We start from the raw sequence: 22,539 nt of genomic DNA, 5'->3' as shown, positions 1-22,539 counted from the left end.
AATGAACCTTCAATTTTATTTTTTATGAAAACAGCATTTCATTTTTATGGTTTCGTTTATACCGATGGTTTATGTGGAAATTGTCGAAGAGAGCAGATTTGCGCAACGCTGGGATCAGTCTTAAAAAGTAAAAAAATATATTTGCTTGAACGATTCACCGTTTTTTTCATCCGGTTAAATATGCAAAGATAAATGCGCAGAAATGTGTTTCTCAAACCGTTCATTTATCACAAAAGGATTGTTCGATGTCCAACAATGGCTCGTCACCGCTGGTGCTTTGGTATAACCAACTCGGCATGAATGATGTAGACAGGGTTGGGGGCAAAAATGCCTCCCTGGGTGAAATGATTACTAACCTTTCCGGAATGGGTGTTTCCGTTCCGAATGGTTTCGCCACAACCGCCGACGCGTTTAACCAGTTTCTGGACCAAAGCGGCGTAAACCAGCGCATTTATGAACTGCTGGATAAAACGGATATTGACGATGTTACCCAGCTTGCGAAAGCGGGCGCGCAAATCCGCCAGTGGATTATCGACACTCCCTTCCAGCCTGAGCTGGAAAACGCCATCCGCGAAGCCTATGCACAGCTTTCCGCCGATGACGAAAACGCCTCGTTTGCGGTGCGTTCCTCCGCTACTGCAGAAGATATGCCGGACGCTTCTTTTGCCGGTCAGCAGGAAACCTTCCTCAACGTTCAGGGTTTTGACGCCGTTCTCGTGGCAGTGAAACATGTATTTGCTTCTCTGTTTAACGATCGCGCCATCTCTTATCGTGTGCACCAGGGTTACGATCACCGTGGCGTGGCGCTCTCCGCCGGTGTTCAGCGGATGGTGCGCTCCGACCTCGCATCTTCTGGCGTGATGTTCTCCATTGATACCGAATCCGGCTTTGACCAGGTGGTGTTTATCACTTCCGCATGGGGCCTTGGTGAAATGGTCGTGCAGGGTGCGGTTAACCCGGATGAGTTTTACGTGCACAAACCGACACTGGCGGCGAATCGCCCGGCTATCGTGCGCCGCACCATGGGGTCGAAAAAAATCCGCATGGTTTACGCGCCGACCCAGGAGCACGGCAAGCAGGTTAAAATCGAAGACGTACCGCAGGAACAGCGTGACATCTTCTCGCTGACCAACGAAGAAGTGCAGGAACTGGCAAAACAGGCCGTACAAATTGAGAAACACTACGGTCGCCCGATGGATATTGAGTGGGCGAAAGATGGCCACACCGGCAAACTGTTCATTGTGCAGGCGCGTCCGGAAACCGTGCGCTCACGCGGTCAGGTCATGGAGCGTTATACGCTGCATTCACAGGGTAAGATTATCGCCGAAGGCCGTGCTATCGGTCATCGCATCGGCGCGGGTCCGGTGAAAGTCATCCATGACATCAGCGAAATGAACCGCATCGAACCTGGTGACGTGCTGGTTACTGACATGACCGACCCGGACTGGGAACCGATCATGAAGAAAGCATCTGCCATCGTCACCAACCGTGGCGGTCGTACCTGTCACGCGGCGATCATCGCTCGTGAACTCGGCATTCCGGCGGTAGTGGGCTGTGGTGATGCAACAGAACGGATGAAAGACGGTGAGAACGTCACTGTTTCTTGTGCCGAAGGTGATACCGGTTATGTCTATGCGGAGTTGCTGGAATTTAGCGTGAAAAGCTCCAGCGTAGAAACGATGCCGGACCTGCCGTTGAAGGTGATGATGAACGTCGGTAACCCGGATCGTGCTTTCGACTTCGCCTGCCTGCCGAACGAAGGCGTGGGCCTTGCGCGTCTGGAATTTATCATCAACCGTATGATTGGCGTCCACCCACGCGCGCTGCTTGAGTTTGACGATCAAGAACCGCAGTTGCAAAACGAAATCCGCGAGATGATGAAAGGTTTTGATTCTCCGCGTGAATTTTACGTTGGTCGTCTGACTGAAGGGATCGCGACGCTGGGTGCCGCGTTTTATCCGAAGCGCGTCATTGTCCGTCTCTCTGATTTTAAATCGAACGAATATGCCAACCTGGTCGGTGGTGAGCGTTACGAGCCAGATGAAGAGAACCCGATGCTCGGCTTCCGTGGCGCGGGCCGCTATGTTTCCGACAGCTTCCGCGACTGCTTCGCGCTGGAGTGTGAAGCAGTGAAACGTGTGCGCAACGACATGGGGCTGACCAACGTTGAGATCATGATCCCGTTCGTGCGTACCGTAGATCAGGCGAAAGCGGTGGTTGAGGAACTGGCGCGTCAGGGGCTGAAACGTGGTGAGAACGGGCTGAAAATCATCATGATGTGTGAAATCCCGTCCAACGCCTTGCTGGCCGAGCAGTTCCTCGAATATTTCGACGGCTTCTCAATTGGCTCAAACGACATGACGCAGCTGGCGCTCGGTCTGGATCGTGACTCCGGCGTGGTATCTGAACTGTTCGATGAGCGCAACGATGCGGTGAAAGCACTGCTGTCGATGGCGATTCGTGCCGCGAAGAAACAGGGCAAATATGTCGGGATTTGCGGTCAGGGTCCATCCGACCACGAAGACTTTGCTGCATGGTTGATGGAAGAGGGGATCGATAGCCTGTCTCTTAACCCGGACACCGTGGTGCAAACCTGGTTAAGTCTGGCTGAACTTAACAAGTAAATAAAAACCCGGCGGCGTTCAGTCGCCGGGTCCATTTCTATATCCCCACCTTTTAACAACCTGCTTTGGGCAAACGCGCTCATGCAATATAAAAAGTTTCCGGACATCATCTGAATAATTGGCTGCTGTTCTTTCTGATTTTAATTTGTTTGCGATCCTCTCCACAGAATAATTCTCGATACCGTTTTTTCTCAAAGCCGAATGTGACCACACGTCAATTTCCTTAAGCATATGCGTAATTTTTTCGTCCAGAGTTCGTTGGATTGCACGAAGTCACTGATGAGTCCCGTTTTTATACTATCTTCAACCACAGCATAAAAAGGGATATGGCCATGAAAAATTACCGCACCGTTATTCAGACATAAGCGCAGATTATGTAATTCAGAGAATTTATTCGAACTAAAACCGATTTTCTGATTTGTCTGGCTGTACAGAAAACAGGATAAATTCCCTCCGCGAGCGGTGGGAAACAGCTACAGGGATTGCATATGAGTTGCTATTTGAAAGTCCTGATTTGTGCGATTGTCGCACTCGCTATATGGTTTTTCCCCGTCCCCGACGGATTAACACCCTTAACCTGGCACATTCTGGCCATATTTATCACCACTGTGGTGGCGTTTATTCTGCAACCGTTGCCGGTGGGCGCTATCGCGTTAATAGCCATCAGTTTTATTATGCTGACCGGTATGATGAAAACCAGCGAAGCCTTAAAAGGTTTCAGCAGCACGACGGTATGGCTTATTGTCGCCGCATTCCTGTACGCGAAAGGATTCATCAAAACGGGGTTGGGGCGGCGTATCGCCTATTTGCTGATTCGCGGATTTGGCGGCAGCTCGTTGCGTCTGGGTTATACATTGGCGCTAAGCGATATGATTATCGCGCCCGCAACGCCATCAAACACAGCGCGAGCAGGAGGGATTTTGTTCCCGATTGTTCGCAGTGTCTCTAACAGCTTTGGATCTGAACCGGATCAAGGGCCGCGTAAAATAGGCGCTTATCTGATGCAGACGGTGTTCCATTCCAACTGTCTCTCATCCTCGATGTTTATGACGGCCAGCGCGCCAAATGCACTCATTGTATCTCTGGCGGCCAGCACTTTATTTGTCGATATCTCATGGGGGATGTGGACGCTAAGCGCACTGGTGCCGGGCATTATCGCTTTTATCACTATGCCGTTGGTCATTTACAAACTCTACCCGCCAGAGATCAAAAAGACGCCAGAAGCCAAAGCGTTGGCACAGGAAGAACTTATCAAAATGGGGCCGGTAACCCGTGATGAGCGCGTGACAATTGGCATTTTCCTGCTTTCATTATTGGCCTGGAGTACATCGAAATGGACTGGCCTGGATGCGACGGCTGTCGCGCTTTCTGGCGTCTGTTTAATGTTGATGACCCGGATTATCACCTGGCAGGATGTGCAGTCAGAGAAGGGGGCCTGGGACATTCTGGTCTGGCTGGGAGTCATGATCTGTATGGCAGATAAGCTCAATCAGCTTGGCCTGTTCAAATGGTTTGCCGTCACAACCTCGGCGCTGTTCACCGGCATTCCGTGGGAGATAACGTTGACGGTGTTGCTGATAGTTTACTGCTATTCCCACTATTTCTTTGCCGGAAGTACGCCGCATGTAGTGGCGATGTATGCCGCTTTTGGCAGCGTCTCGGTTGCTGCTGGCGCACCGCCGATGATGGCGGCTCTGTCACTGGCGTTCGTCACTAACCTGATGAGCGGCATTTCGCATTATGGCAACGGACCCGCAGTGATCTATTACGGCGCTGGCTATGTCTCGCAACGAGAATGGTGGCGGCTGGGCTTTATCGTCATGTTGTTGAACATTGCCATCTGGTTCGGACTGGGGGCGGTGTGGTGGAAAATTCTTGGCCTGTGGTAAGTGGCCTGCGACAAACATCAATCAAGGAATAGTGTATGAACTTAAAAGATATTCAAGTGGCGATCGTCGGCAAATTAAGTGACCGCTTAATGGCTAAAGTTGAATCTACCTTCACCGCATATCGCCTGTGGGAACTGGCTGATGAAGGCGCTTTTTACACGCAAATCGCGCCGGATATTCAGGCGCTGGTGACCAGTGGTAATCCGGTAATGGGGGCTTCTCGGGCGCTAATAGAAAAATTTCCGAATCTGAAGATTATTGCCAGCAACGGTGTGGGTTATGACCCTATTGATATCGTGGCAGCCAGGGAGCATGGCGTTATCGTCACCAACACACCTGGCGTGCTTAATGACTGTGTCGCAGACATTGGTATAGCGTTGTTACTCAATGTTGCCCGACGTATTAACATTGCCGATTGTTATGTTCGTGACGGCCGTTGGCCAAACGAGGGGCGTTTCCCGATGGCGACGAAAGTGAGTGGCAAACGTTGCGGAATTGTCGGTCTGGGGAACATTGGTAACGCAGTAGCCCGCCGTGCAGCAGCATTTGAAATGGAAATTCACTATTTCGACCCAAAACCGCATAACAAACCTGATTGGACGGCGCATGATTCGTTGGTTTCTCTGGCGCAAGCGGTGGACTTCCTCGTTCTGACGCTGCCAGGCGGCGCGAGTACGCGCGGCGTTATTGACAAAACGGTGCTGCAGGCTCTGGGGAAAACCGGGCATTTGATCAGTATTTCCCGGGGATCAGTGGTGAACGAAACCGATCTGATTGATGCTCTGCAAAATAACATCATTGCTGGTGCGGCACTGGACGTTTATGCCAACGAACCACATGTGCCAGAACAATTAATGTCGCTGGATAACGTTGTCCTTACGCCACATATCGCCAGTGGTACGAGCGAAACGTTTAATGCGATGGCGGATTTGGTATTTGATAACTTACAGGCTTTCTTTAGCGGACGGCCAGTTATTACCCCTGTTACTCAATAAGGCGGAAAATATGATTTATGGTGATATCGCGTATCTTAGTGAACAACAAAAGCGGACATTTCATCCTGTCATCACTCGTGTCATTGAGTATCTTTCACAACATGATCTGAATAGTCTTCCTGTGGGAGAGAAGGTTTTTATTCAGGATGACTCAATATTTTATACCGTGGTTGAACCGATGACTAAACCACTACATGAATGTCGACCGGAAGTTCATCGTAAATATCTTGATGTCCATTTTTTAATTGCCGGAGAAGAGCGGATTTGTGTGGATTTTGATGATGGGGAAAACTCGGTTGTAGAAAGCCACCTGGGCGACCGTGATGTTATTTTTTATGCTGATGAACGTATTAATGATCGAATCATCACGCTGACACCAGGACAGTTTGTGGTGGTCTTTCCGGAAGAAGTGCATCGGGCATGCTATAAAATCGATAACGTGGAAAAAATCAAAAAAACAGTCGTGAAAATCGACATGAGTTTATTATAGGCGGAGCTGGCTATGACAAAAATTGCCCTGGTGACGGGGGGAAGTAAAGGCATCGGCTACGCAGCAGCAAAGGCACTCTATGACATTGGATATACAGTTATTGTTGCCGCGCGTAACGAAGAAACCTTACAGCAATGTGCACAAGGATTAGCCAAGGAACGCTTTATTCCTCTGGTTGCCGATGTCACGGATGAGTCCGCTGTCGTTGCGCTATTTGCCGAGATTAAGGCTCTTTTTGGTCGACTGGATCTCTTGTTCAATAATGCGGGCAATAATAGTCCGGCAAAAAGTATTGAAGAGGTTGAGTTTACTGAGTGGACGCGCGTGTTTAACGCCAATATTCATTCGACATTTTTGTGTTCGAAAGAGGCGATTAAAATCATGAAAGCGCAGCAGCCAATGGGAGGACGTATTATTAACAATGCGTCGATTTCTGCACTGACGCCGCGCCTCTATACTGCGCCATACACGGCGTCGAAACATGCTGTTACCGGGTTGACCAAGGCCATTTCCCTGGATTGTCGCAAATTTAATATCGCTTGCGGGCAAATTAATATCGGCAATGCGGAAACGACATTATCGAATCGGATGCGTAAGGGCGTTTATCAGGCAGATGGTGCTATTAAAGCGGAAGATATGATGAATGTTGCTGATGTTGCAGCGACCATTCAGATGATGGCTCAGTTGCCAGTAACCACGAATGTGCTGGAAATAACGATTATGGCAAATAATATGCCGTATGTCGGACGTGGTTAATCGAGATTGAATAAAGCACCTTGCGTGTAAGGTGCTTTATTATTTATGACTTATGCCTCAACGCATGTTTGTTCCAGCCGTTGAAGAATATCTTTACGTAACAAAAATTTTTGTATTTTACCGGAGGCAGTGCGCGGTAGTTTTTCGATTACCACGATATGTTCAGGATATTTATATTTCGCGACCCGTTTACGGCTAAAAAATGCCACTACATCTTCCAGCGATAATGAATGATGCGGTGCTTTCAGCACGACATAAGCGCATGAACGTTCACCTAAGCGTTCATCGGGCATCGCAACCACACAAGCATCGTGAATTTTAGGATGCTGTAATAAAATATCTTCCACTTCACGGCTGCTAATATTTTCGCCGCCGCGGACAATAATATCTTTCTTGCGCCCGGTTATTTTTATATAGCCAGCCTCATCCATGCGGCAGAGATCGCCGCTGTAATACCAGCCTTCTTCATCCAGGGCATGGGCGGTTAATTCAGGTTCATCAAAATACCCCATAAACACATTGGGGCCACGCGAGGCTTCTTCACCTTCGCAACCTGGCGGTAAGGTCTTGCGTGCGCCATCGACCACTTTAATCTCTACACCTGCGGCAGCGTAACCATCGGTGTGCATAAAGCGCGACAAAGGATCATCGAGATTCACCACCGCATGCGGCGAACTTTCTGTGGAACCATAAACACTTAATAATTTAATGCCGCGCTGCTGGCATTCACGCGCCACTTTTTTGGGGATTGTGGTACCGCCACAAAGAAAGAAACGCAGCGCTGAAAGGTCTGCGGGCTGTTTCTCTAGTAAATTCAAAAGATCATAGACAAACGGCGTTGCGCCGAGCATACAGGTGCAACGCTGCTGCTCAAGCAGCGCGAGACACGCAGCAGGAGTGAAAATATCTAACAACACGCTGCGAGCACCAATTAAAAATGGTGCTGTTACGCCATGCAGAAAGCCCGTTGCGTGACCAAGTGGCGCAGGCATCATAAAGACATCCTGCCAGGTCAGATTCAGCCGCGCGCAATAAGCCCGCTCACTGGCGAGAATATTGTTATGCGTTAGCATCACGCCCTTTGGCAGACCCTCGGTTCCGGAGGTAAATAGCACAGCGGCTAATTCATCGCCGTGGGTCGTTATCGCCGTAGTCAGTGGGGTATTGTCGGCGAGAATCTGACTTAATGAGAGGGAAGAGGTGGCGGGAGCCAGTTTGTCCACGCCGACAATTTGTTGTAGTTGTGGAAGCTGATTTTGCAGCGGCAGGATTAAATCTACCGGACGCGTTTGTTTAAACAACGTCGGTGCAAAGAACATTTTTGCCTGACACTTATTGAGTACCCATACTAGTTCTGCTTCCCGCCAGGAAGGCAACAGCGGTACGGAAACCGCACCGATTTTCAGGCAGGCAAGATAGATAACGGTAAATTCACACCAGCCAGGCAGTTGAAATGCGATGCGATCGCCTGATTCAATACCCTTCGTCAACATCCAGTTTGCCAGACAGCTCGCGGCGTGATCGAGCGCGCTATAGGTGTATGATGCACCATGATTATCGACCACGGCAATTTTGTCTGGCATCGCACGAGCGGTCTGCTGCCAGTAATCGGCCAGCGAAGCATCGCCCCATAGCCCTTGCTGACGATACGCCGCACGACGTTGTTCGTTAAACGTTAATGTCACTTTCATTTTGGACTCTCGAAACAGAACATCAGGCCCGAGATGCGGGCCTGTGGGATGCATGATTAGCCGTAGCGAAAATCAATACCGAAGGTGCCTGCGGGATATTGCCACTGTTCGAGAATAGTGTTGCCGCACAGCACCCGACAGGTGCCGCACTCCAGACAACCGGCGGAATCGAAATGAATGTTTCCTGCGTCATCCTGCTTATAAAGTCCGGCAGGGCAAGCTTTCATTAATTTACGGAATTCATTGATATCGGGATTTGCCGCCAAAATGATATGCGGGTGTCCCTCATCAACATGGAATTTATTGACGCCTAATTTGATGTCGACGTTAACCGTAGCGTTCTGGCTCATAGCGCGGTTGCTCCCTTAATGCCATCTTTCAGCAAGTTGATCAGCCCAATTTTCTTCGCGTGTCCCATGATCATTTTGCGTACCGGCTGGTTTGGTTTGCCGTCAATGGTGAACATCTCGTTCATGATGTCGGCGACCATGCGCGGATACTGACTAAACAGGCGCGGATTTTCCATCAGCGCCGGGATCTTGCGAAAATGCTGCATATCACGCATGACGCAGCTTTGTTCCAGCTCACGTTTGTATTGCGCCAGACTGCTGGCGGAGAAATCCGCGCGTTCTTTGGCTGCAATCACTGTTGTGGCGGCAGCCTGAGCTGATGCAATGGCTAAATCCATGCCGCGAACTGTAAAACCCAAATTCAGGCAGAAGCCTGCGGCGTCACCAACGATCATCACGCCATCGTTAACCAGCTGCGGCACCATTGCCAGACCGCCCTCCGGCACCATATGCGCGGAATATTCAAGCAGTTTGCCGCCGCTAATCAGCGGGTGAATGGCGGGGTGTTGTTTAAAATCTTCCAGCATTTGCGGCACGCTTTTTTGCGCATGGGCGATATCACCCAATCCACAAACCAGCCCCAACGATATGGAATCCTTATTGGTATAGAGGAATCCGCCGCCCATCAGGCCGTCAGAAGGGGAACCGGCAAACAGCCAGGCGGCACCTTCCTCGCCCGTAATATTAAAGCGATCCTTGATCTGTTCTGGTGTGAGGCCAATAACCTCTTTAACACCAACAGCGTAATGATGCGGATCGGAAGCGGGAACCATTCCCAGCGAGCGGCCAAGCATCGAGTTAACGCCATCAGCCAGAATCACCACATTCGCTTCGAGAATATCATCCCCGGCCTGGACGCCAGTGACCTTATTTCCTTCACGAACCAGCGCATCGACACGAACGCCCGGGATAAACTGCGCGCCAGCCTGTTCGGCTTGTTCCATCAACCACGGGTCCAGACGATTACGCAATACGGTATAAGACGCGTGTTGCGGAACATCTGGTTGCTCGCGGTGAAAATCGAGGGTAACGGCACTCTCATCGGTTAAGAAGGAGATTTTCTCGCGTGTGACCTTGCGTTCTACCGGCGCTGATGCTGCAAAGCCTGGAATAATCGCTTCAAGTGTGTGGGCATAAAGACGCCCGCCGGTCATGTTTTTACATCCGGCACTGTCGCCGCGTTCTATCACCAGGACATCCAGCCCGGCTTGCGCCATGACCAGTGCGGCAACGCTACCGGCAACGCCCGCACCGACCACAATGGCATCAAATTTGTCATCCGACATGCGTTATGCTCCCTTCCCGCTGCGTTTACAGCGGGAGATGTGGTTGAAAGGGAATTAGCGACTCAACTGGCTAATCAGGGCAGGGACGACTTTGTAGATATCGCCCACCAGACCGTAGTCGGCATAGTTGAAGATTGGCGCATTTTTATCTTTATTGATGGCGACAATCACTTTTGCGCCGTTGCCGCCAACCATATGCTGGATCTGCCCGGAGATCCCCAGCGTCAGGTAGAGATCGGATTTCAGCAACACGCCGGAGACACCGATATAACGTTCACGCTCCATCCAGTTCTCGCCTTCGGCAATTGGACGTGAACAGCCGACTTCAGCATTCAGCACTGCCGCCAGTTCGTGGACCATTTTCAGGTCATCCTGCGCCGCCAGACCACGACCGACGCCAACCACACGTTTTGCTTTGCTCAGGTCCACGCTGCTTGCCGCTTTCGCACGGCGTTCGCGACAGAGAATTTCATGACGCGGGGCAACATAAGGTACCGTTTCTGTCGGGCACTGATGAGAGGTATCACGGGTGCACGGTTCCTGAACACCGGGTGCAAGGGTAATGATCGCCAGCGGGCTGTTGATCTTTTCCTGTGCGAACGCTAACCCGCCATACATCCGGTGTTCGGCGCAAATGTGACCATCGACAATATCCACCGCCGTGGCATCGTTCACCAGCGCCGCATTCAGTTGCACACTTAACCGTGCTGCCAGAGCTTTACCACGTTTCGTCGCGGCCAACAGCAACATAGCGGGGTGTTTATCTTTCAGCAGGGCAGCAATGCTTTCGGCGTAATTTTCAGTACGTTGCAGCGCGTCGTTTTGCTCAAGAACATAAATGCATTTTGGCCCATAAGGCATAACTGCCTGCGCCTGCTCGGTATTTTGTACAATGGCATACACCTGTTGGCCCCATTGCTGAGCGCCGCCAAACAGTTCAGCATAACGTTCAGGATTATCGCTAAAGACCCAGACGCTGTTTAATTGACTCATCGTTTCTTCTCCGTAGACTTCAGTTCAGGGCTTTCTTCAGATGTTCCGCCAGCTCGGCAATGGCCTCCGGCGAATCGTTATCGAGAATGATGTGCTTACGTTCTGTTTGCGGCGGTACGCGAATACCGGTCAGTTCAGCAAGTGGTGCGCTCTGGCTCCAGCCAATGTCACTTGCCTGCCACTGATTTACCGGTTTTTTACCCGCGCCGAGAATGGCTTTCATCGAAGGAATGCGTGGCATGTTAATATCGGAGGTGACGCAGAGCACGGCTGGAACAGAGAGCTCAATAACTTCAACATCATCTTCAAGCGTGCGTTCAATCACCAGTGTATTGCCCTGACGCTGAATAGCACTCACTGCATTAATCACCGGAAGTTGCAGAATTTCTCCGACCAGCAAGCCAACCTGCTGGGCATAAAGGTCGCCGGAACCTTCACCAAAGATCAGTAAATCGAAGCCGATCTTTTCAACTGCTGCCGCCAGCGCCTTTGCGGTATCGAGAGGCAGTGCATGTTCAAGTTGCGCATCCTGCACCAAATACAGGCTATGCGGCCCGCGGGATAGCACGTCTTTTCGCACTTTCGAGTTCTGCAACAATGAGCCGCCAATGGTCAGCGCGGCTATCTCATCGTCATCTGATGCAAGCTGGCTTGCAGCTTCAATGGCATTGAGATCGAACTGGCTGATTTTGGCGTCGGCATTGTCGAAATTCAGGGTATATTCTGGAGTGACAACAATGTCCTGTTCTTCAGGCACCAGCTTAAAGCAGGTTATTATTTTCATGATTTCTCCTGTGAGTCGCATACGGAACCATCTCCGATGGAAGGTAAATATGGCCTGAAAATAGTGTGCGATAGCGGTGCGGGGTTTTCGACGGAGCAAGCTGTTTTCCTTGCCAACAATCTTGCAAAAAAAATGCGATCGCTAAAACAAAAGTGCAATTTGCGGCAATATAGTTATTCCATGACCGTACAATCTTGCATTCAGTGTAAATAATCTTGTTTAGCTCTCGCTAAACGCGGTTGTATAACCGCAATACACGCCGTATTTTATCCGGCATATATTGTTTTTGCTTGCTCATGGAATAGGGAGGTTGTCATGTATCAACGCTGTTTTGATAATGCCAGTGAAACGCTGTTTGTCGCCGGTAAAACGCCACGGCTTTCACGTTTCGCATTTAGCGATGATCCAAAATGGGAGTCCGGACATCACGTTCATGACAATGAAACCGAGCTGATTTACGTCAAGAAAGGGGTAGCAAGGTTTACCATCGATTCTTCGTTATATGTCGCGCATGCCGATGACATTGTGGTGATAGAACGTGGCAGGCTGCATGCGGTGGCCTCTGACGTTAACGATCCGGCAACGACGTGTACCTGTGCGCTGTACGGCTTTCAGTTTCAGGGGGCTGAGGAAAATCAGCTACTGCAACCGCATTCTTGCCCGGTAATTGCCGCAGGGCAGGGAAAAGAAGTCATTAAAACCTTATTTAATGAGCTAAGTGTGATTTTGCCGCAAAGTAAAAATAGCCAAACATCTTCGTTATGGGACGCATTTGCCTATACGTTAGCAATTCTTTACTACGAAAACTTTAAAAATGCTTATCGTTCGGAGCAGGGATATATTAAAAAAGATGTTCTGATAAAAGATATTCTTTTCTATCTGAATAATAACTATCGCGAAAAAATCACTTTAGAGCAGTTATCGAAAAAATTTCGTGCCAGCGTCAGTTATATCTGCCATGAATTTACCAAAGAGTATCGTATTTCCCCTATTAACTATGTTATTCAACGGCGTATGACGGAAGCGAAATGGTCACTCACTAATACTGAATTATCACAGGCAGAGATTTCCTGGCGTGTGGGTTATGAAAATGTCGATCACTTTGCCAAACTGTTTTTGCGCCATGTCGGCTGTTCGCCCAGCGATTACCGCAGGCAATTTAAAAACTGTTTTGCGGAACAAGAAATCCTATCTGAATTTCCTCAACCAGTAAGTCTTGCCGGATAAATCTGGCGGCGCAGTTTGTTAAGAAGCTGCGCCGCCTGCAGATTATTTGTTCTGATAATCTTTCAGGATCTGCCGACCCGCTACGTAAATCATAATTTCGTCTGTACCGCCGCCGATACGTTCACAACGGACATCACGCCAGAAGCGGGACACGCGCGCCTCATCGGTATAGCCCAGACCGCCCATGATTTGAATCGCATCATCAATGACTTCCATTGCGGTACGTGCGCAGTACAGTTTTGCCAGCGCCGCGCTGGTGCGCAGTGACTGATGCTGATCGGCTTGCCATGCCACTTTCAACACCATGTTGCGCATGTTGTCGATCTTAATCGCCATCAGCGCCAGTTTTTCCTGGATCATCTGGTTATGACCAATGGGCTTACCAAAAGCGATACGCTGGTTGGCATAGCGGGCGGCATCTTCGAATGCGCATTCGGCAAAGCCGGTGCTGCGCGCGGCGTTGATCAGGCGCTCCATCTCAAAGTTGTACATCACATTGAGGAAACCCATTCCTTCTTCGCCCACCATGTCGCTCTCTTCAACTTCCACGTTGTCGAGATAGACTTCGCAGGTGCTGAGCATATGCCAGCCGATTTTATGCAGTGGATTGATTTTAATGCCGGGTTTACTGGAGTCGACCCACCACAGAGTAAAGGCCTTTTTCGGATCTTTCGGTTGCGGATCGCGCGCCAACACCAGCATATATGGATACTCTTTCGCACCGGTAATAAAGGTTTTCTGTCCGTTGATGTAAACCTTGCCGTTTTTACGCGTGTAAGTGGTAGTGGCACTGTTGTTGTCTGAGCCTGCGCCTGGCCCCGTCAATGCCAGGGCATAGGCGGGATCACCCGTTTCCAGTGTGCTCTCTGCCGTTTTACGTAGCTGCTCTGCAGAACCGAAACGGCGCATACTGTGAATACATTGACCGTTGGTAATCAAAAATGCCGGAGCACCGCATTTTGACACTTCCATCAGCGCCAGCATTTGGGTGACGTAATCCGCAGGGATACCACCAAATTCTTCCGGCACGCCAAGCATGGAAATACCGTTATCCGCCAGTGCCCGCATAAACTCACGCGGGTATGTCCCGTTTTGATCGCAGGTGCGGAAATACTCTTCCGGAAAGTTAGTCGTAATCAGTTCGCGAATACTGGCCAGCAGCAGTTCTTGTTCTTCAGTTAAAGAAAAATCCATCATTATACTCCTGTTAATGAGCCGCTTCAGGCAGGACAAAACCCATCGCCGCATCGATAAATAATCTTTCGTCCATCAGTTTGAGTTCTGGCGAAATCACTGGGGTGAAATCCATTTTGTCGAAAATATCTTTTTGTAAATCGACGCCAGGAGCGATTTCGATTAAATGCAGGCCGTCTTCTTTTAACGTGAATACGGCGCGCTCAGTGATATAACGAACATCCAGCCCTCGCTCGAGAGCGATTTTTCCGCTGAAAGTTATTTCCGGTAGTTCCCGAATAAATTTCTTCACCCGTCCTTCCTGGACGATATTTAATTTGCCGTCGGTAATTTCTGTTTTTAAACTGCCCGCAGTTAATGTGCCGCAGAACACGATTTTCTTCGAAGTGGCACTGATATCAATAAATCCACCGGTGCCCATGATTTTACCATTGAATTTATGCACGCCGACGTTACCGTGCTGGTCGACTTCAGCAAAACTCAAATAACAAACATCCAGACCACCACCGTGATAAAAATCAAACTGGGACGTCATATCCAGAATGGCGCGGGTATTCACGTTCGCGCCAAAGGCGATCCCCTGTGAAGTAATACCGCCAATCGGACCTGTTTCTACCGTCAGAATAAAGTCATCAGCACAACCTTCTTCCCGGGCGACCAGGCCAATGCCGTCAGCAATACCGACGCCGACATTCCCCACTGCGCCTTTGCGCATTTCGAATAATGCGCGCCGCGCAACTAATTTACGTTGGTTTAGGGGCAGGCTAAGTTTGGTACTGTCATCAAGGGTGAAGTCACCAGAAATAAAGCGGTTAACCGGTGCACCGCCATACAGTTGGGTTTGATCCGGATCGACCACCACAATATCCACCAGATAACCCGGAATACGGACAGATTTAGGATGCAGCGTGGCTTTCTTAACCATTTTCTGCACCTGCATCATCACAATACCGCCGTTATTGTGCACCGCCTGAGCAATAACCAATGCGTCGAGATACATCACCTCATCTTCAAAAGTGGCGTAGCCTTCGCTGTCGCAGGTGGTAGCGCGAATGAAGGCGATATCTGGCGCAATCGATTTGTAATAGAGATATTCTTTGTTATCAAACTCGACCAGTTTAATCAGGTCTTCTTTAGTGACTTCATTCAGTTTGCCGCCTTGCTGGCGTGGATCGACAAATGTTCCGATGCCAATATCACTAATAATACCAGGCTGGTGGGCTGCGGCGGCGCGTAAGGTTTGTGTAAGTACACCTTGTGGATAGTTATAAGCAATAATTTTATTTTGTTCTGCGAGATCAGAAATACGCGGCGATTGTCCCCAGTGACCGCATAATGCCCATTTCACCAGACCTTCTTGTGCCAGCGGACTAATGCCACGGTCGGCGCGATCGCCAAGCCCTGTTGGACTAATAATCGATAAATTACGTGGTGTTTGAGTCTGTTTATATTTATCAGCAAGAGCAGTAATTAACGTGGTGGCTTCCAGAATACCGCCGCCAGCGCCTAACACACAAAGTGTTGCTTCGTCGGGAATATAATTCACCGCTTCCTGTGCCGACAGGACCGGCACTCGTCCATTAATACGAGGTGGTTTTACAGGTTTCATTGTTAATTCCTGATTCAGGTGTGATTTTCCCTACGCCAGATGGAGAATTAGCGCACAGAGACTCACGAAATATTTTTATTAAATACGGTTAAAAATACTTTTTTTAGTTCGGCGGGGGAGGGTATTCCCGCCGAAATATTATTGCTTATGCCTGATGTAAAATAGTTAATACCGTACGCAAATCATTTACCGAGATTTGCCCTGGCGCAGAGGCTTTTTTTACCGCACCAAAAGTTGCCGCCGACCCAAATACTTCACCAGCCAGACGAGAAATTACGCCAGTTTTTGCCATCGACATCGTGATGATTGGACGATCGGCATACTGCTCCTGCATCTCCAGGGTCGCGGCAAGCAACGTCAGCACATCGCTGGTACTTTGCGGCATCAGCGCAATCTTAGGAATATCGGCGTCGAAGGACTGCATTTTGCGCAGACGGGCAATGATTTCTTCGGCTTCCGGCGTTTTATGGAAGTCATGGTTAGACATGACAACTTTCACATCATGCGCGTGGGCGTAGGCGACGGTTTCTTTAACCTGATCATCGCCGGTAAATAACTCCAGATCGATCATATCAACCAGGCCACTGTCGATGGCTGCACGATTGAGTGCAATATAAGCCTCGGTGGAAATCGCCTGCTCGCCGCCTTCTTTGGCACTGCGGAAGGTAAACAGCAGCGGTTTTTCTGGCATGGTTTCACGGAGAATTTTTGCTGCCGCCATGACAGACTCCACATTGGAGAGGTCGGCATAGTGGTCAACACGCCATTCCAGAATATCAAAGTCCGCTTCACGATAGGCGAGAGCTTCGGATTTCACGCTGGCGATATCTTTCGCCATCAGCGAGACGATGATTTTAGGTGCGCCCGTACCAATGACGAGATCTTTTACAGTTACGGTTTTCATTTTTTACCCTTTCTGCACGCGGTCAGCCTGTCAGGCACCGAACCCCATGACCTGTTTAACATATTCCAGAGGGAAATCTTTGCCAGTCCATAACGTGAACTGTTCAGCCCCTTGCCACAACAACATGCCGTATCCATCAATCGTTTTGCAACCCGCTTGTTGCGCCTGCTGCAATAACTTCGTCATATGCGGGTTATACACGCATTCAGTGACCAGAAGTCCCGGATGTAACAGACTGATATCATGAACCAATGATTCATTCTCAAGGGGTTTCATACCCACTTTTGTGCCATTGGTTAAAATGTCGGCGGAAGCCAGGGCTTCAGCAAAGGCTTGCTGATCGGCGAGATCGGTAACCGTGACGACACAATCGGTGTTTTCGTTAACCCGCTGCGCGAAGGCGAGGGCTTTATCGAAGAACTCATCCCGACGGTTAAAGAGTTTAATTTCTTTTAAACCTTCAATTGCCCCCTGCGCGCCAATTGCCGTTGAGGCACCACCGGCCCCTAATAGCACCATCGTTTTGCCTTTGATATCAAAACCGCTCTCTTTAATGGCGCGAATATGACCCGTGCCGTCGGTGTTATAGCCACGCAGATAGCCATCATCATTAACGATGGTGTTGATGGCACCCACCAGTTTGGCCGCTGGCGTTAATTCATCAACATATTCACACGCCAGTTGTTTGTTCGGCATCGACACACCAGTTCCACGCATTTTGAGGGCTTTTAATCCTTCAATTGCTGCGGGAAAACTATCGTTATCCACTTCAAAGGCCATATAGGTAAATGGCAATCCCGCTTTTTCTAAGGCTTTATTCTGCATTTCGGGCGATAAACTGTGGCGGATGGGATAGGCCATCAACCCAATCAATTCGTATTTTGCGGTAACATTCATAATTAACTCCTTTAACCTCTATGCTTAATTGTGTTTAACCGGGTGCTAAATTTATGCTCGCCAAACCGCACATCATTTTCAGGAATAATGAAAACGCGGTAATAGCGGATAAAAACAATAATTGCGGTAATCAGGGCCAGCAGCGCGAAAGTAAAATCGAGAACAATGATATATTGCAGGCCGATGTTCGACAGATAACCGGTAATCAGCGGAATAACAAAGTTAGCCAGTCCACCCATCATCATATATATACTGGTGACTTTGGCTTTGCTTTTTGGGAAAAACTCTGACATGACCGAAACGCCGAGCTGTAAAATGCCGCCAGCTGCTGAGAAACCGATAACAAAGGCTCCGGCATTACACACCAATGGAGAAGGGTACAGGTAGATAATGGCAGCTGTTATTGTTGCCAGTGCAGAGTTAAATGCATTAGCCCAGATGGGCCGGACCATTTTTTTCAGCAGTGCGGCAAAAATAAAGACACAGACCAGCGAACCCATACTGTAATAAGAGATGGTTTTTAATGCCTCAGCTTCTGACATACCAGCAAAAGCCATCGCATATTTGGGCATCCACACCACAATCACATAAAAGGTCGAGAATGCGGCTACACCGAACAGTACTGATGAAACACCTTCCAGCCAGACTAACGGTTTGCTGTTCATTTGCGGTAATTCATTAGCTACGCTGGCGTCCACCAACTGGCTGGGGAATTTGCTTTTCAACAGCATCAGCGTGATCAGTACAAACAGAATACCCGGAATAATCAGCCCATAGCCGTACCAGATGTTATTGAGCAACATATAGCTCACCAGCATTGGGTAGAACATTTGCCCGAATGACACCATCGCTTTAACCAGTATGACCGCCGAACCAGAGGCTTTCGGAAAGCATTCCATGAGCGCGGGGTAGCCACCCGTATCCAGCGCTGAGTTAGCGATACCTACGCACACTGCCAGACAGTAGGCGAGAGTTAAATTCGGGCAAGCAGGAATACCAAAGAAGAATAGCAGATACATTATTACTGCCATTAATATCACCGCCCGACGACCAAACTTATCGGAGATCACACCGAAGAATAAAATACTGATCAATCGCCCCAAACCGATACCGGAAATTAAATAGGCAATGCCCGCGTTGTCAGTGGAAAACTTTTCTGCCAGAGATGTCATGTTTTGGGCAAGCGTAATAACACTAATGCCGTGCAGGAAATAGCTGAAGTAAATACAAAGAACAGCCAGGATAAATGGCGTGCTGAAAGCCTTATTTTGAGACATTTTCACAGCTCCTTGCTGAAAGATAATTTCGTTACCGTACGTATTGTTCTCCGACGGTTTACATAATTACTATACTGAAGATGATTTTCCCTGTGTACATGGCATAAAGTTTATGTTTCCAGGAATATTGCATGTCATAGTTTGTTTTTGATCGCGATTTTCCTTAGTTAGCGCAGAAAGAGTTATTTATCCGTAAGATCTTGCATAACCTGAAAAGAATATTGCATTACCCACCCGGAGCGACATTTTCCTTTAGCGAGTGATGCCGCGTTTCTTTGCGACTGCGTAAGCCAATAAACAGTGCCAGTATAAAGCCGATGGCAGCGATGGCGGTATCGAACCACATAATATCGGCAATACTTCTTTGCGAAAGATGAGCCGTAATCAACGGAATGGTAAATGTTGCAATGCTGCCCGCACTGTAATAGATCCCCGTTGCTTTTCCTTTAGCGTAGGGAAAACGTTCCGCCATTAACGTCAGGCCAATTTGTACAACACCGCCTGCGGAGGTAAAACCGATGACGAAAGCAAATATTATCACCACATAAAATGTGGGATGCAGGCAGACGGTGAGCAGGGCGATAAATGAGATAAAGGTGTACAGCATCAGTAATGTTGTTGGGCGAACGGTATTACGAATGAGTGGAGCGGTAATAAATACACAAAGCAGCGAACCCACGGTGTAGATACTGAGTAGTTTGATCGACATAGTGTATGACATGCCTGCAACAAATTGTCCGTATTGTGCCAGCCACTGGCTAACCAGATAAAACGTTGCCATTGAGATATAGCCATATAAGGTATAACTGGCTAAATCGATAATTGAACAGCGATGTTCCGTAGAGCTGGTGGTTTTCTTTATGACAGGTAAGCGACGACCCGGATGGGGTGGGAACGTACAACGGTATAAAAACAGAGCGTTAATAAACATAATGCCTGCGGCAATCATAAAGGACCAACCGAACCACAGTTCAGCCCACACTAACAGGCTGATAATTAGCGGTAATAAAAATTGTCCGCTGGAAACAAATGCTTTAATTAAAATATTGGCTGTACCCGGTGAGCGTGGAAAAGCTTCCATCAAACTGGGATAGGTGCCTGCATCGAGAAAACTGTTTGCCATTCCCGCCAGAAAGCCAAAAACATAAGCGATAATGATGTTATTGGTGTGCAGGATGCCAAAAAAGAAGGCCATATAGCAGCACATCCCGAGCATGATAAAAGGGCGGCGACCAAAGCGATCGGATAATAATCCTGCAAAAAGCAAGACACTTAATCGACCAATGCCCAGTGATGAGATAACTATCGAGACGCCCGCGGCATTAGTCTGCCAAAGCGTCTCCAGCGAGGCCATATTCAGGCTCATCAAAATGACGCCCATACCATGCACCAGATAATTAAAATACAACCCCAGTGCGGTAGGGTAATAGGGATTTTTCATAGGTTCTACTTAGCAAAGGTGCTTTAAAAAGTGTAGCGATGTTGTGTCAGTATCCGTTCATTATTGTTGTAACAACGACAATTCCTTTCTGTGGGGAAATTAACAAAGCCGCTCCAGATCGTGTGCATATAATTCAGCGGCTACCGATTGATAGATCTTCCAGTCAATAAAATTGCCATCAGGGTAGACTTGTTGAAACGCGGTTAAGTCGGGGAAAAAACGCATGGTGTTGTTGCCGATGCGGTTATTTATTTTCTCTATGATGGCATGAAGATGTTTTTTTCGTTGCTGACGCATAGCCAACAGTTGCTCGACTACACAATCAGGAATGGCGCATTTGCCATTTTCCCACTGACGCCAGCTTTCACTGTCACCGGTCTGGGCAATCCAGGTCGCGCATTCATCAATAGTCATGGCAAAAATATGGCGAAGTGCCTGGAGTTCATAAGCGTTCATCGTGTAATGGCTGCATGAAATAAACAATAAAATATAAATAACATTATCAGCCTGCTGACGGCTTGAAGAGAGTCACAGTATCTTGTGCAACATTATTGGAAAGCGTGAGGGGCGAGGTGGCGAAGCGGAAAAATGTTAAAAAAAAGCCCATCGTGGGAGATGGGCAAAGACTACACACAGCAATTCGTTGTTTCACTCAGGGGATTTCCATGCTTATAAATCAATATGTTGATTTATAACCGTGAGCTAATAGTAGGCATACGGACTTTTTGCGTCGATCAGATTCGTCTCATTAGTTTAAAAACTGTAAAGAATTTGCGACAGGTACTACCAGCTGAATGGCGGTAAGCAGGAAAATATGGGGAAGAGCAAGCAAATATCAATTAGCAGGGGTTAACAATCAGGCGGCAGAGCCGCCTGATGAGAAATTACTTATTCGATTTCTCGATTTCGCCAAGTTCTTCGAGAATTTCTTCCGGTTGGTCCGTCGGCGGTGGGACTTCTTCCACCCACGCGGCAAAAAGACGCCAGGAAACGGCTAACAGAACCGGACCAATAAACAGGCCGATCATCCCGAAAGCAATCAAACCACCAATAACGCCAGAGAGAATCAGGATCAGCGGTAAATCGGCACCCATGCGAATTAACATTGGGCGGATGACGTTATCCAGCGTGCCAACCACACCGCTCCACACTAACAATACCGTTCCCCAGGTGGTATCGCCAGTCCAGTAGAGCCAGATAATCGCCGGAATCAGTACCGGCAACGGTCCAAGCTGGACAAGGCAGGAGAGGATCATTAACACCGTGAGCAAAGTTGCATAAGGTACGCCGGATACGGCGAGGCCGATACCGCCAAGCACTGCCTGTACTAACGCTGTCACCACAACACCCAGCGCCACCGCGCGGATAGCCTGTGCCGCCAGCAGCACGGCGGCATCTCCACGAACGCCTGCCAGACGGGTTGCAAAATGGCGAATGCCTTGTGCCACCTGTTCACCGCGCCAGTACAGCAGGGCGCTGAAGAGAAGCATCAGCGCACAATGCACCATAAAGCGCCCGATATGCGCCGCCTGCCCAACGAACCAGGTGGTGGTGGTGCCAATATAAGGACGGACTTTTGCCATGATCGCCGTCCCCCCCATATCCAGCAAGTTGTGCCAGCCTGCATATAGCTTCGCGCCAATCACCGGAATGGTATTAAGCCACGCCAGATCGGGTAACGTCATGTCACCGCTGGAAATGGCTTTAATTAGCGGGCCGCTGCCGTCGACGATACTGTTAACCAGCAAGGCAATAGGGATGATAAACACCATCACTAATAACAGCGTCATCACCAGAACGGCGAGAGAGCGGCGACCAAACATGAACTTTTGCAAACGTAACAATACCGGCCAGGTGGCGATAACCACCGTACCAGCCCATGCAAAGCCGAGAATAAAGGGTTGTACAATCCACAGACATGCCACAATCATGATGGCTAAAAAGAGCACCGAAAGCAGAATTTGTGCGACATCCCTGGGCTGACGAACATTTACCATAACTACTTTTCACCTTTTTTGTGCGTCAAATCGTCGACGCGACGTGAACACGCGAAACTCACCTGCATAATGATGAGCAATTTCAGCGGTTTTTAACAGGCCGATTCTGCCCTTAATTCTGATGGGCGTGTTAGA

At 48.9% G+C, this 22,539-nt stretch carries 19 protein-coding genes and 1 other RNA gene; 6 read left to right on the top strand and 14 right to left on the bottom strand.

Annotated features, from left to right (window positions below; all coding sequences use genetic code 11):
• The first annotated feature begins 245 nt into the window (after positions 1 to 245).
• The 5 genes from ppsA to ACJHWR_RS00880 all read left to right on the top strand — a co-directional run bounded on the left by ppsA (position 246) and on the right by ACJHWR_RS00880 (position 6,754).
• The gene (ppsA, locus tag ACJHWR_RS00900) at positions 246 to 2,624 is read left to right on the top strand and encodes a phosphoenolpyruvate synthase (protein WP_000069376.1); all 2,379 of its coding nucleotides are present in this window, start codon (positions 246 to 248) and stop codon (positions 2,622 to 2,624) included.
• Between the two features lie 488 nt (positions 2,625 to 3,112).
• A complete protein-coding gene (locus ACJHWR_RS00895; protein WP_001278073.1) occupies positions 3,113 to 4,513 on the top strand; it encodes an anion permease in 1,401 nt (466 codons plus the stop codon).
• 35 nt (positions 4,514 to 4,548) lie between these two features.
• Positions 4,549 to 5,508: a 2-hydroxyacid dehydrogenase gene (locus ACJHWR_RS00890; protein ID WP_001049278.1), complete on the top strand. Its 960-nt coding sequence runs from the start codon at positions 4,549 to 4,551 to the stop codon at positions 5,506 to 5,508.
• A 10-nt stretch (positions 5,509 to 5,518) separates the two neighbouring features.
• Positions 5,519 to 5,998, top strand: a complete 480-nt coding sequence (locus ACJHWR_RS00885; RefSeq protein WP_000639091.1) for a YhcH/YjgK/YiaL family protein — start codon at positions 5,519 to 5,521, stop codon at positions 5,996 to 5,998.
• Positions 5,999 to 6,010: 12 nt separating this feature from the next.
• Positions 6,011 to 6,754, top strand: coding sequence for an SDR family oxidoreductase (locus ACJHWR_RS00880; RefSeq protein ID WP_000160966.1), 744 nt, complete (start codon positions 6,011 to 6,013; stop codon positions 6,752 to 6,754).
• 50 nt (positions 6,755 to 6,804) lie between these two features.
• Here ACJHWR_RS00880 and fadK read toward each other — a convergent pair whose 3' ends face one another.
• The 5 genes from fadK to ACJHWR_RS00855 are packed head-to-tail and all read right to left on the bottom strand — an operon-like array spanning position 6,805 to position 11,858.
• Positions 6,805 to 8,445: a medium-chain fatty-acid--CoA ligase gene (fadK, locus tag ACJHWR_RS00875; RefSeq protein WP_012311627.1), complete on the bottom strand. Its 1,641-nt coding sequence runs from the start codon at positions 8,443 to 8,445 to the stop codon at positions 6,805 to 6,807.
• Positions 8,446 to 8,501: 56 nt separating this feature from the next.
• The gene (locus tag ACJHWR_RS00870; protein ID WP_000081071.1) at positions 8,502 to 8,795 is read right to left on the bottom strand and encodes a ferredoxin family protein; all 294 of its coding nucleotides are present in this window, start codon (positions 8,793 to 8,795) and stop codon (positions 8,502 to 8,504) included.
• Positions 8,792 to 10,081, bottom strand: coding sequence for an FAD-dependent oxidoreductase (locus ACJHWR_RS00865; RefSeq protein ID WP_001278473.1), 1,290 nt, complete (start codon positions 10,079 to 10,081; stop codon positions 8,792 to 8,794). Before ACJHWR_RS00865 ends, ACJHWR_RS00870 begins: the two co-directional genes overlap by 4 nt.
• Positions 10,082 to 10,135: 54 nt before the next feature.
• Positions 10,136 to 11,074, bottom strand: a complete 939-nt coding sequence (locus ACJHWR_RS00860; protein WP_000080733.1) for an electron transfer flavoprotein subunit alpha — start codon at positions 11,072 to 11,074, stop codon at positions 10,136 to 10,138.
• A gap of 19 nt (positions 11,075 to 11,093) precedes the next feature.
• Positions 11,094 to 11,858, bottom strand: a complete 765-nt coding sequence (locus ACJHWR_RS00855; protein ID WP_000692121.1) for an electron transfer flavoprotein — start codon at positions 11,856 to 11,858, stop codon at positions 11,094 to 11,096.
• Between the two features lie 315 nt (positions 11,859 to 12,173).
• On the opposite strand from ACJHWR_RS00855, the gene ACJHWR_RS00850 reads away from it, so the two are divergent.
• Positions 12,174 to 13,085 (top strand): AraC family transcriptional regulator, encoded by a 912-nt coding sequence (locus ACJHWR_RS00850; RefSeq protein ID WP_000284798.1) that lies wholly within the window; start codon positions 12,174 to 12,176, stop codon positions 13,083 to 13,085.
• Positions 13,086 to 13,127: 42 nt separating this feature from the next.
• Here the strand turns inward: ACJHWR_RS00850 and ACJHWR_RS00845 are convergent, their stop codons facing one another.
• The 9 genes from ACJHWR_RS00845 to ydiK form a co-directional block, all read right to left on the bottom strand.
• Positions 13,128 to 14,279, bottom strand: a complete 1,152-nt coding sequence (locus ACJHWR_RS00845; protein WP_233336582.1) for an acyl-CoA dehydrogenase — start codon at positions 14,277 to 14,279, stop codon at positions 13,128 to 13,130.
• A 13-nt stretch (positions 14,280 to 14,292) separates the two neighbouring features.
• Positions 14,293 to 15,888 carry an acyl CoA:acetate/3-ketoacid CoA transferase gene (locus ACJHWR_RS00840; RefSeq protein WP_000805668.1) on the bottom strand — a complete coding sequence of 532 codons (1,596 nt, stop codon included), beginning with the start codon at positions 15,886 to 15,888 and terminating at the stop codon, positions 14,293 to 14,295.
• Between the two features lie 145 nt (positions 15,889 to 16,033).
• Entirely contained in the window at positions 16,034 to 16,792 is a 759-nt protein-coding gene (gene aroD / locus ACJHWR_RS00835) for a type I 3-dehydroquinate dehydratase (protein ID WP_000860201.1), read from the bottom strand.
• Positions 16,793 to 16,822: 30 nt separating this feature from the next.
• Positions 16,823 to 17,689: a quinate/shikimate dehydrogenase gene (gene ydiB / locus ACJHWR_RS00830; protein ID WP_001103253.1), complete on the bottom strand. Its 867-nt coding sequence runs from the start codon at positions 17,687 to 17,689 to the stop codon at positions 16,823 to 16,825.
• Positions 17,690 to 17,700: 11 nt separating this feature from the next.
• Positions 17,701 to 18,966 carry an MFS transporter gene (locus ACJHWR_RS00825; RefSeq protein ID WP_012311768.1) on the bottom strand — a complete coding sequence of 422 codons (1,266 nt, stop codon included), beginning with the start codon at positions 18,964 to 18,966 and terminating at the stop codon, positions 17,701 to 17,703.
• Positions 18,967 to 19,192: 226 nt separating this feature from the next.
• Positions 19,193 to 20,407, bottom strand: a complete 1,215-nt coding sequence (locus ACJHWR_RS00820) for an MFS transporter (RefSeq protein WP_000795590.1) — start codon at positions 20,405 to 20,407, stop codon at positions 19,193 to 19,195.
• Positions 20,408 to 20,506: 99 nt separating this feature from the next.
• Entirely contained in the window at positions 20,507 to 20,863 is a 357-nt protein-coding gene (locus ACJHWR_RS00815) for a YdiL family protein (protein WP_001301287.1), read from the bottom strand.
• A gap of 135 nt (positions 20,864 to 20,998) precedes the next feature.
• Positions 20,999 to 21,106, bottom strand: an RNA gene (gene rprA, locus ACJHWR_RS00810) — antisense sRNA RprA.
• A gap of 185 nt (positions 21,107 to 21,291) precedes the next feature.
• Complete coding sequence (ydiK, locus tag ACJHWR_RS00805) at positions 21,292 to 22,404, bottom strand: AI-2E family transporter YdiK (RefSeq protein ID WP_000248622.1); 1,113 nt, start codon at positions 22,402 to 22,404, stop codon at positions 21,292 to 21,294.
• Positions 22,405 to 22,539 lie beyond the last annotated feature (135 nt).

Origin of the sequence: Escherichia sp. WS568 (assembly GCF_046486085.1) — a bacterium.
GTDB classification, from domain to species: domain Bacteria; phylum Pseudomonadota; class Gammaproteobacteria; order Enterobacterales; family Enterobacteriaceae; genus Escherichia; species Escherichia coli.
The sequence above is the reverse complement of the archived record's forward strand: the minus strand, read 5'-3'. Positions and strand labels throughout refer to the sequence as shown.

Bases quoted from the DNA above. Each gene is read 5' to 3' on its own strand.
- ppsA (WP_000069376.1), top strand. From the start codon at position 246: ATGTCCAACAATGGCTCGTCACCGCTGGTGCTTTGGTATAACCAACTC.
- ACJHWR_RS00895 (WP_001278073.1), top strand. From the start codon at position 3,113: ATGAGTTGCTATTTGAAAGTCCTGATTTGTGCGATTGTCGCACTCGCT.
- ACJHWR_RS00890 (WP_001049278.1), top strand. From the start codon at position 4,549: ATGAACTTAAAAGATATTCAAGTGGCGATCGTCGGCAAATTAAGTGAC.
- ACJHWR_RS00885 (WP_000639091.1), top strand. From the start codon at position 5,519: ATGATTTATGGTGATATCGCGTATCTTAGTGAACAACAAAAGCGGACA.
- ACJHWR_RS00880 (WP_000160966.1), top strand. From the start codon at position 6,011: ATGACAAAAATTGCCCTGGTGACGGGGGGAAGTAAAGGCATCGGCTAC.
- fadK (WP_012311627.1), bottom strand. From the start codon at position 8,445: ATGAAAGTGACATTAACGTTTAACGAACAACGTCGTGCGGCGTATCGT.
- ACJHWR_RS00870 (WP_000081071.1), bottom strand. From the start codon at position 8,795: ATGAGCCAGAACGCTACGGTTAACGTCGACATCAAATTAGGCGTCAAT.
- ACJHWR_RS00865 (WP_001278473.1), bottom strand. From the start codon at position 10,081: ATGTCGGATGACAAATTTGATGCCATTGTGGTCGGTGCGGGCGTTGCC.
- ACJHWR_RS00860 (WP_000080733.1), bottom strand. From the start codon at position 11,074: ATGAGTCAATTAAACAGCGTCTGGGTCTTTAGCGATAATCCTGAACGT.
- ACJHWR_RS00855 (WP_000692121.1), bottom strand. From the start codon at position 11,858: ATGAAAATAATAACCTGCTTTAAGCTGGTGCCTGAAGAACAGGACATT.
- ACJHWR_RS00850 (WP_000284798.1), top strand. From the start codon at position 12,174: ATGTATCAACGCTGTTTTGATAATGCCAGTGAAACGCTGTTTGTCGCC.
- ACJHWR_RS00845 (WP_233336582.1), bottom strand. From the start codon at position 14,279: ATGGATTTTTCTTTAACTGAAGAACAAGAACTGCTGCTGGCCAGTATT.
- ACJHWR_RS00840 (WP_000805668.1), bottom strand. From the start codon at position 15,888: ATGAAACCTGTAAAACCACCTCGTATTAATGGACGAGTGCCGGTCCTG.
- aroD (WP_000860201.1), bottom strand. From the start codon at position 16,792: ATGAAAACCGTAACTGTAAAAGATCTCGTCATTGGTACGGGCGCACCT.
- ydiB (WP_001103253.1), bottom strand. From the start codon at position 17,689: ATGAATGTTACCGCAAAATACGAATTGATTGGGTTGATGGCCTATCCC.
- ACJHWR_RS00825 (WP_012311768.1), bottom strand. From the start codon at position 18,966: ATGTCTCAAAATAAGGCTTTCAGCACGCCATTTATCCTGGCTGTTCTT.
- ACJHWR_RS00820 (WP_000795590.1), bottom strand. From the start codon at position 20,407: ATGAAAAATCCCTATTACCCTACCGCACTGGGGTTGTATTTTAATTAT.
- ACJHWR_RS00815 (WP_001301287.1), bottom strand. From the start codon at position 20,863: ATGAACGCTTATGAACTCCAGGCACTTCGCCATATTTTTGCCATGACT.
- ydiK (WP_000248622.1), bottom strand. From the start codon at position 22,404: ATGGTAAATGTTCGTCAGCCCAGGGATGTCGCACAAATTCTGCTTTCG.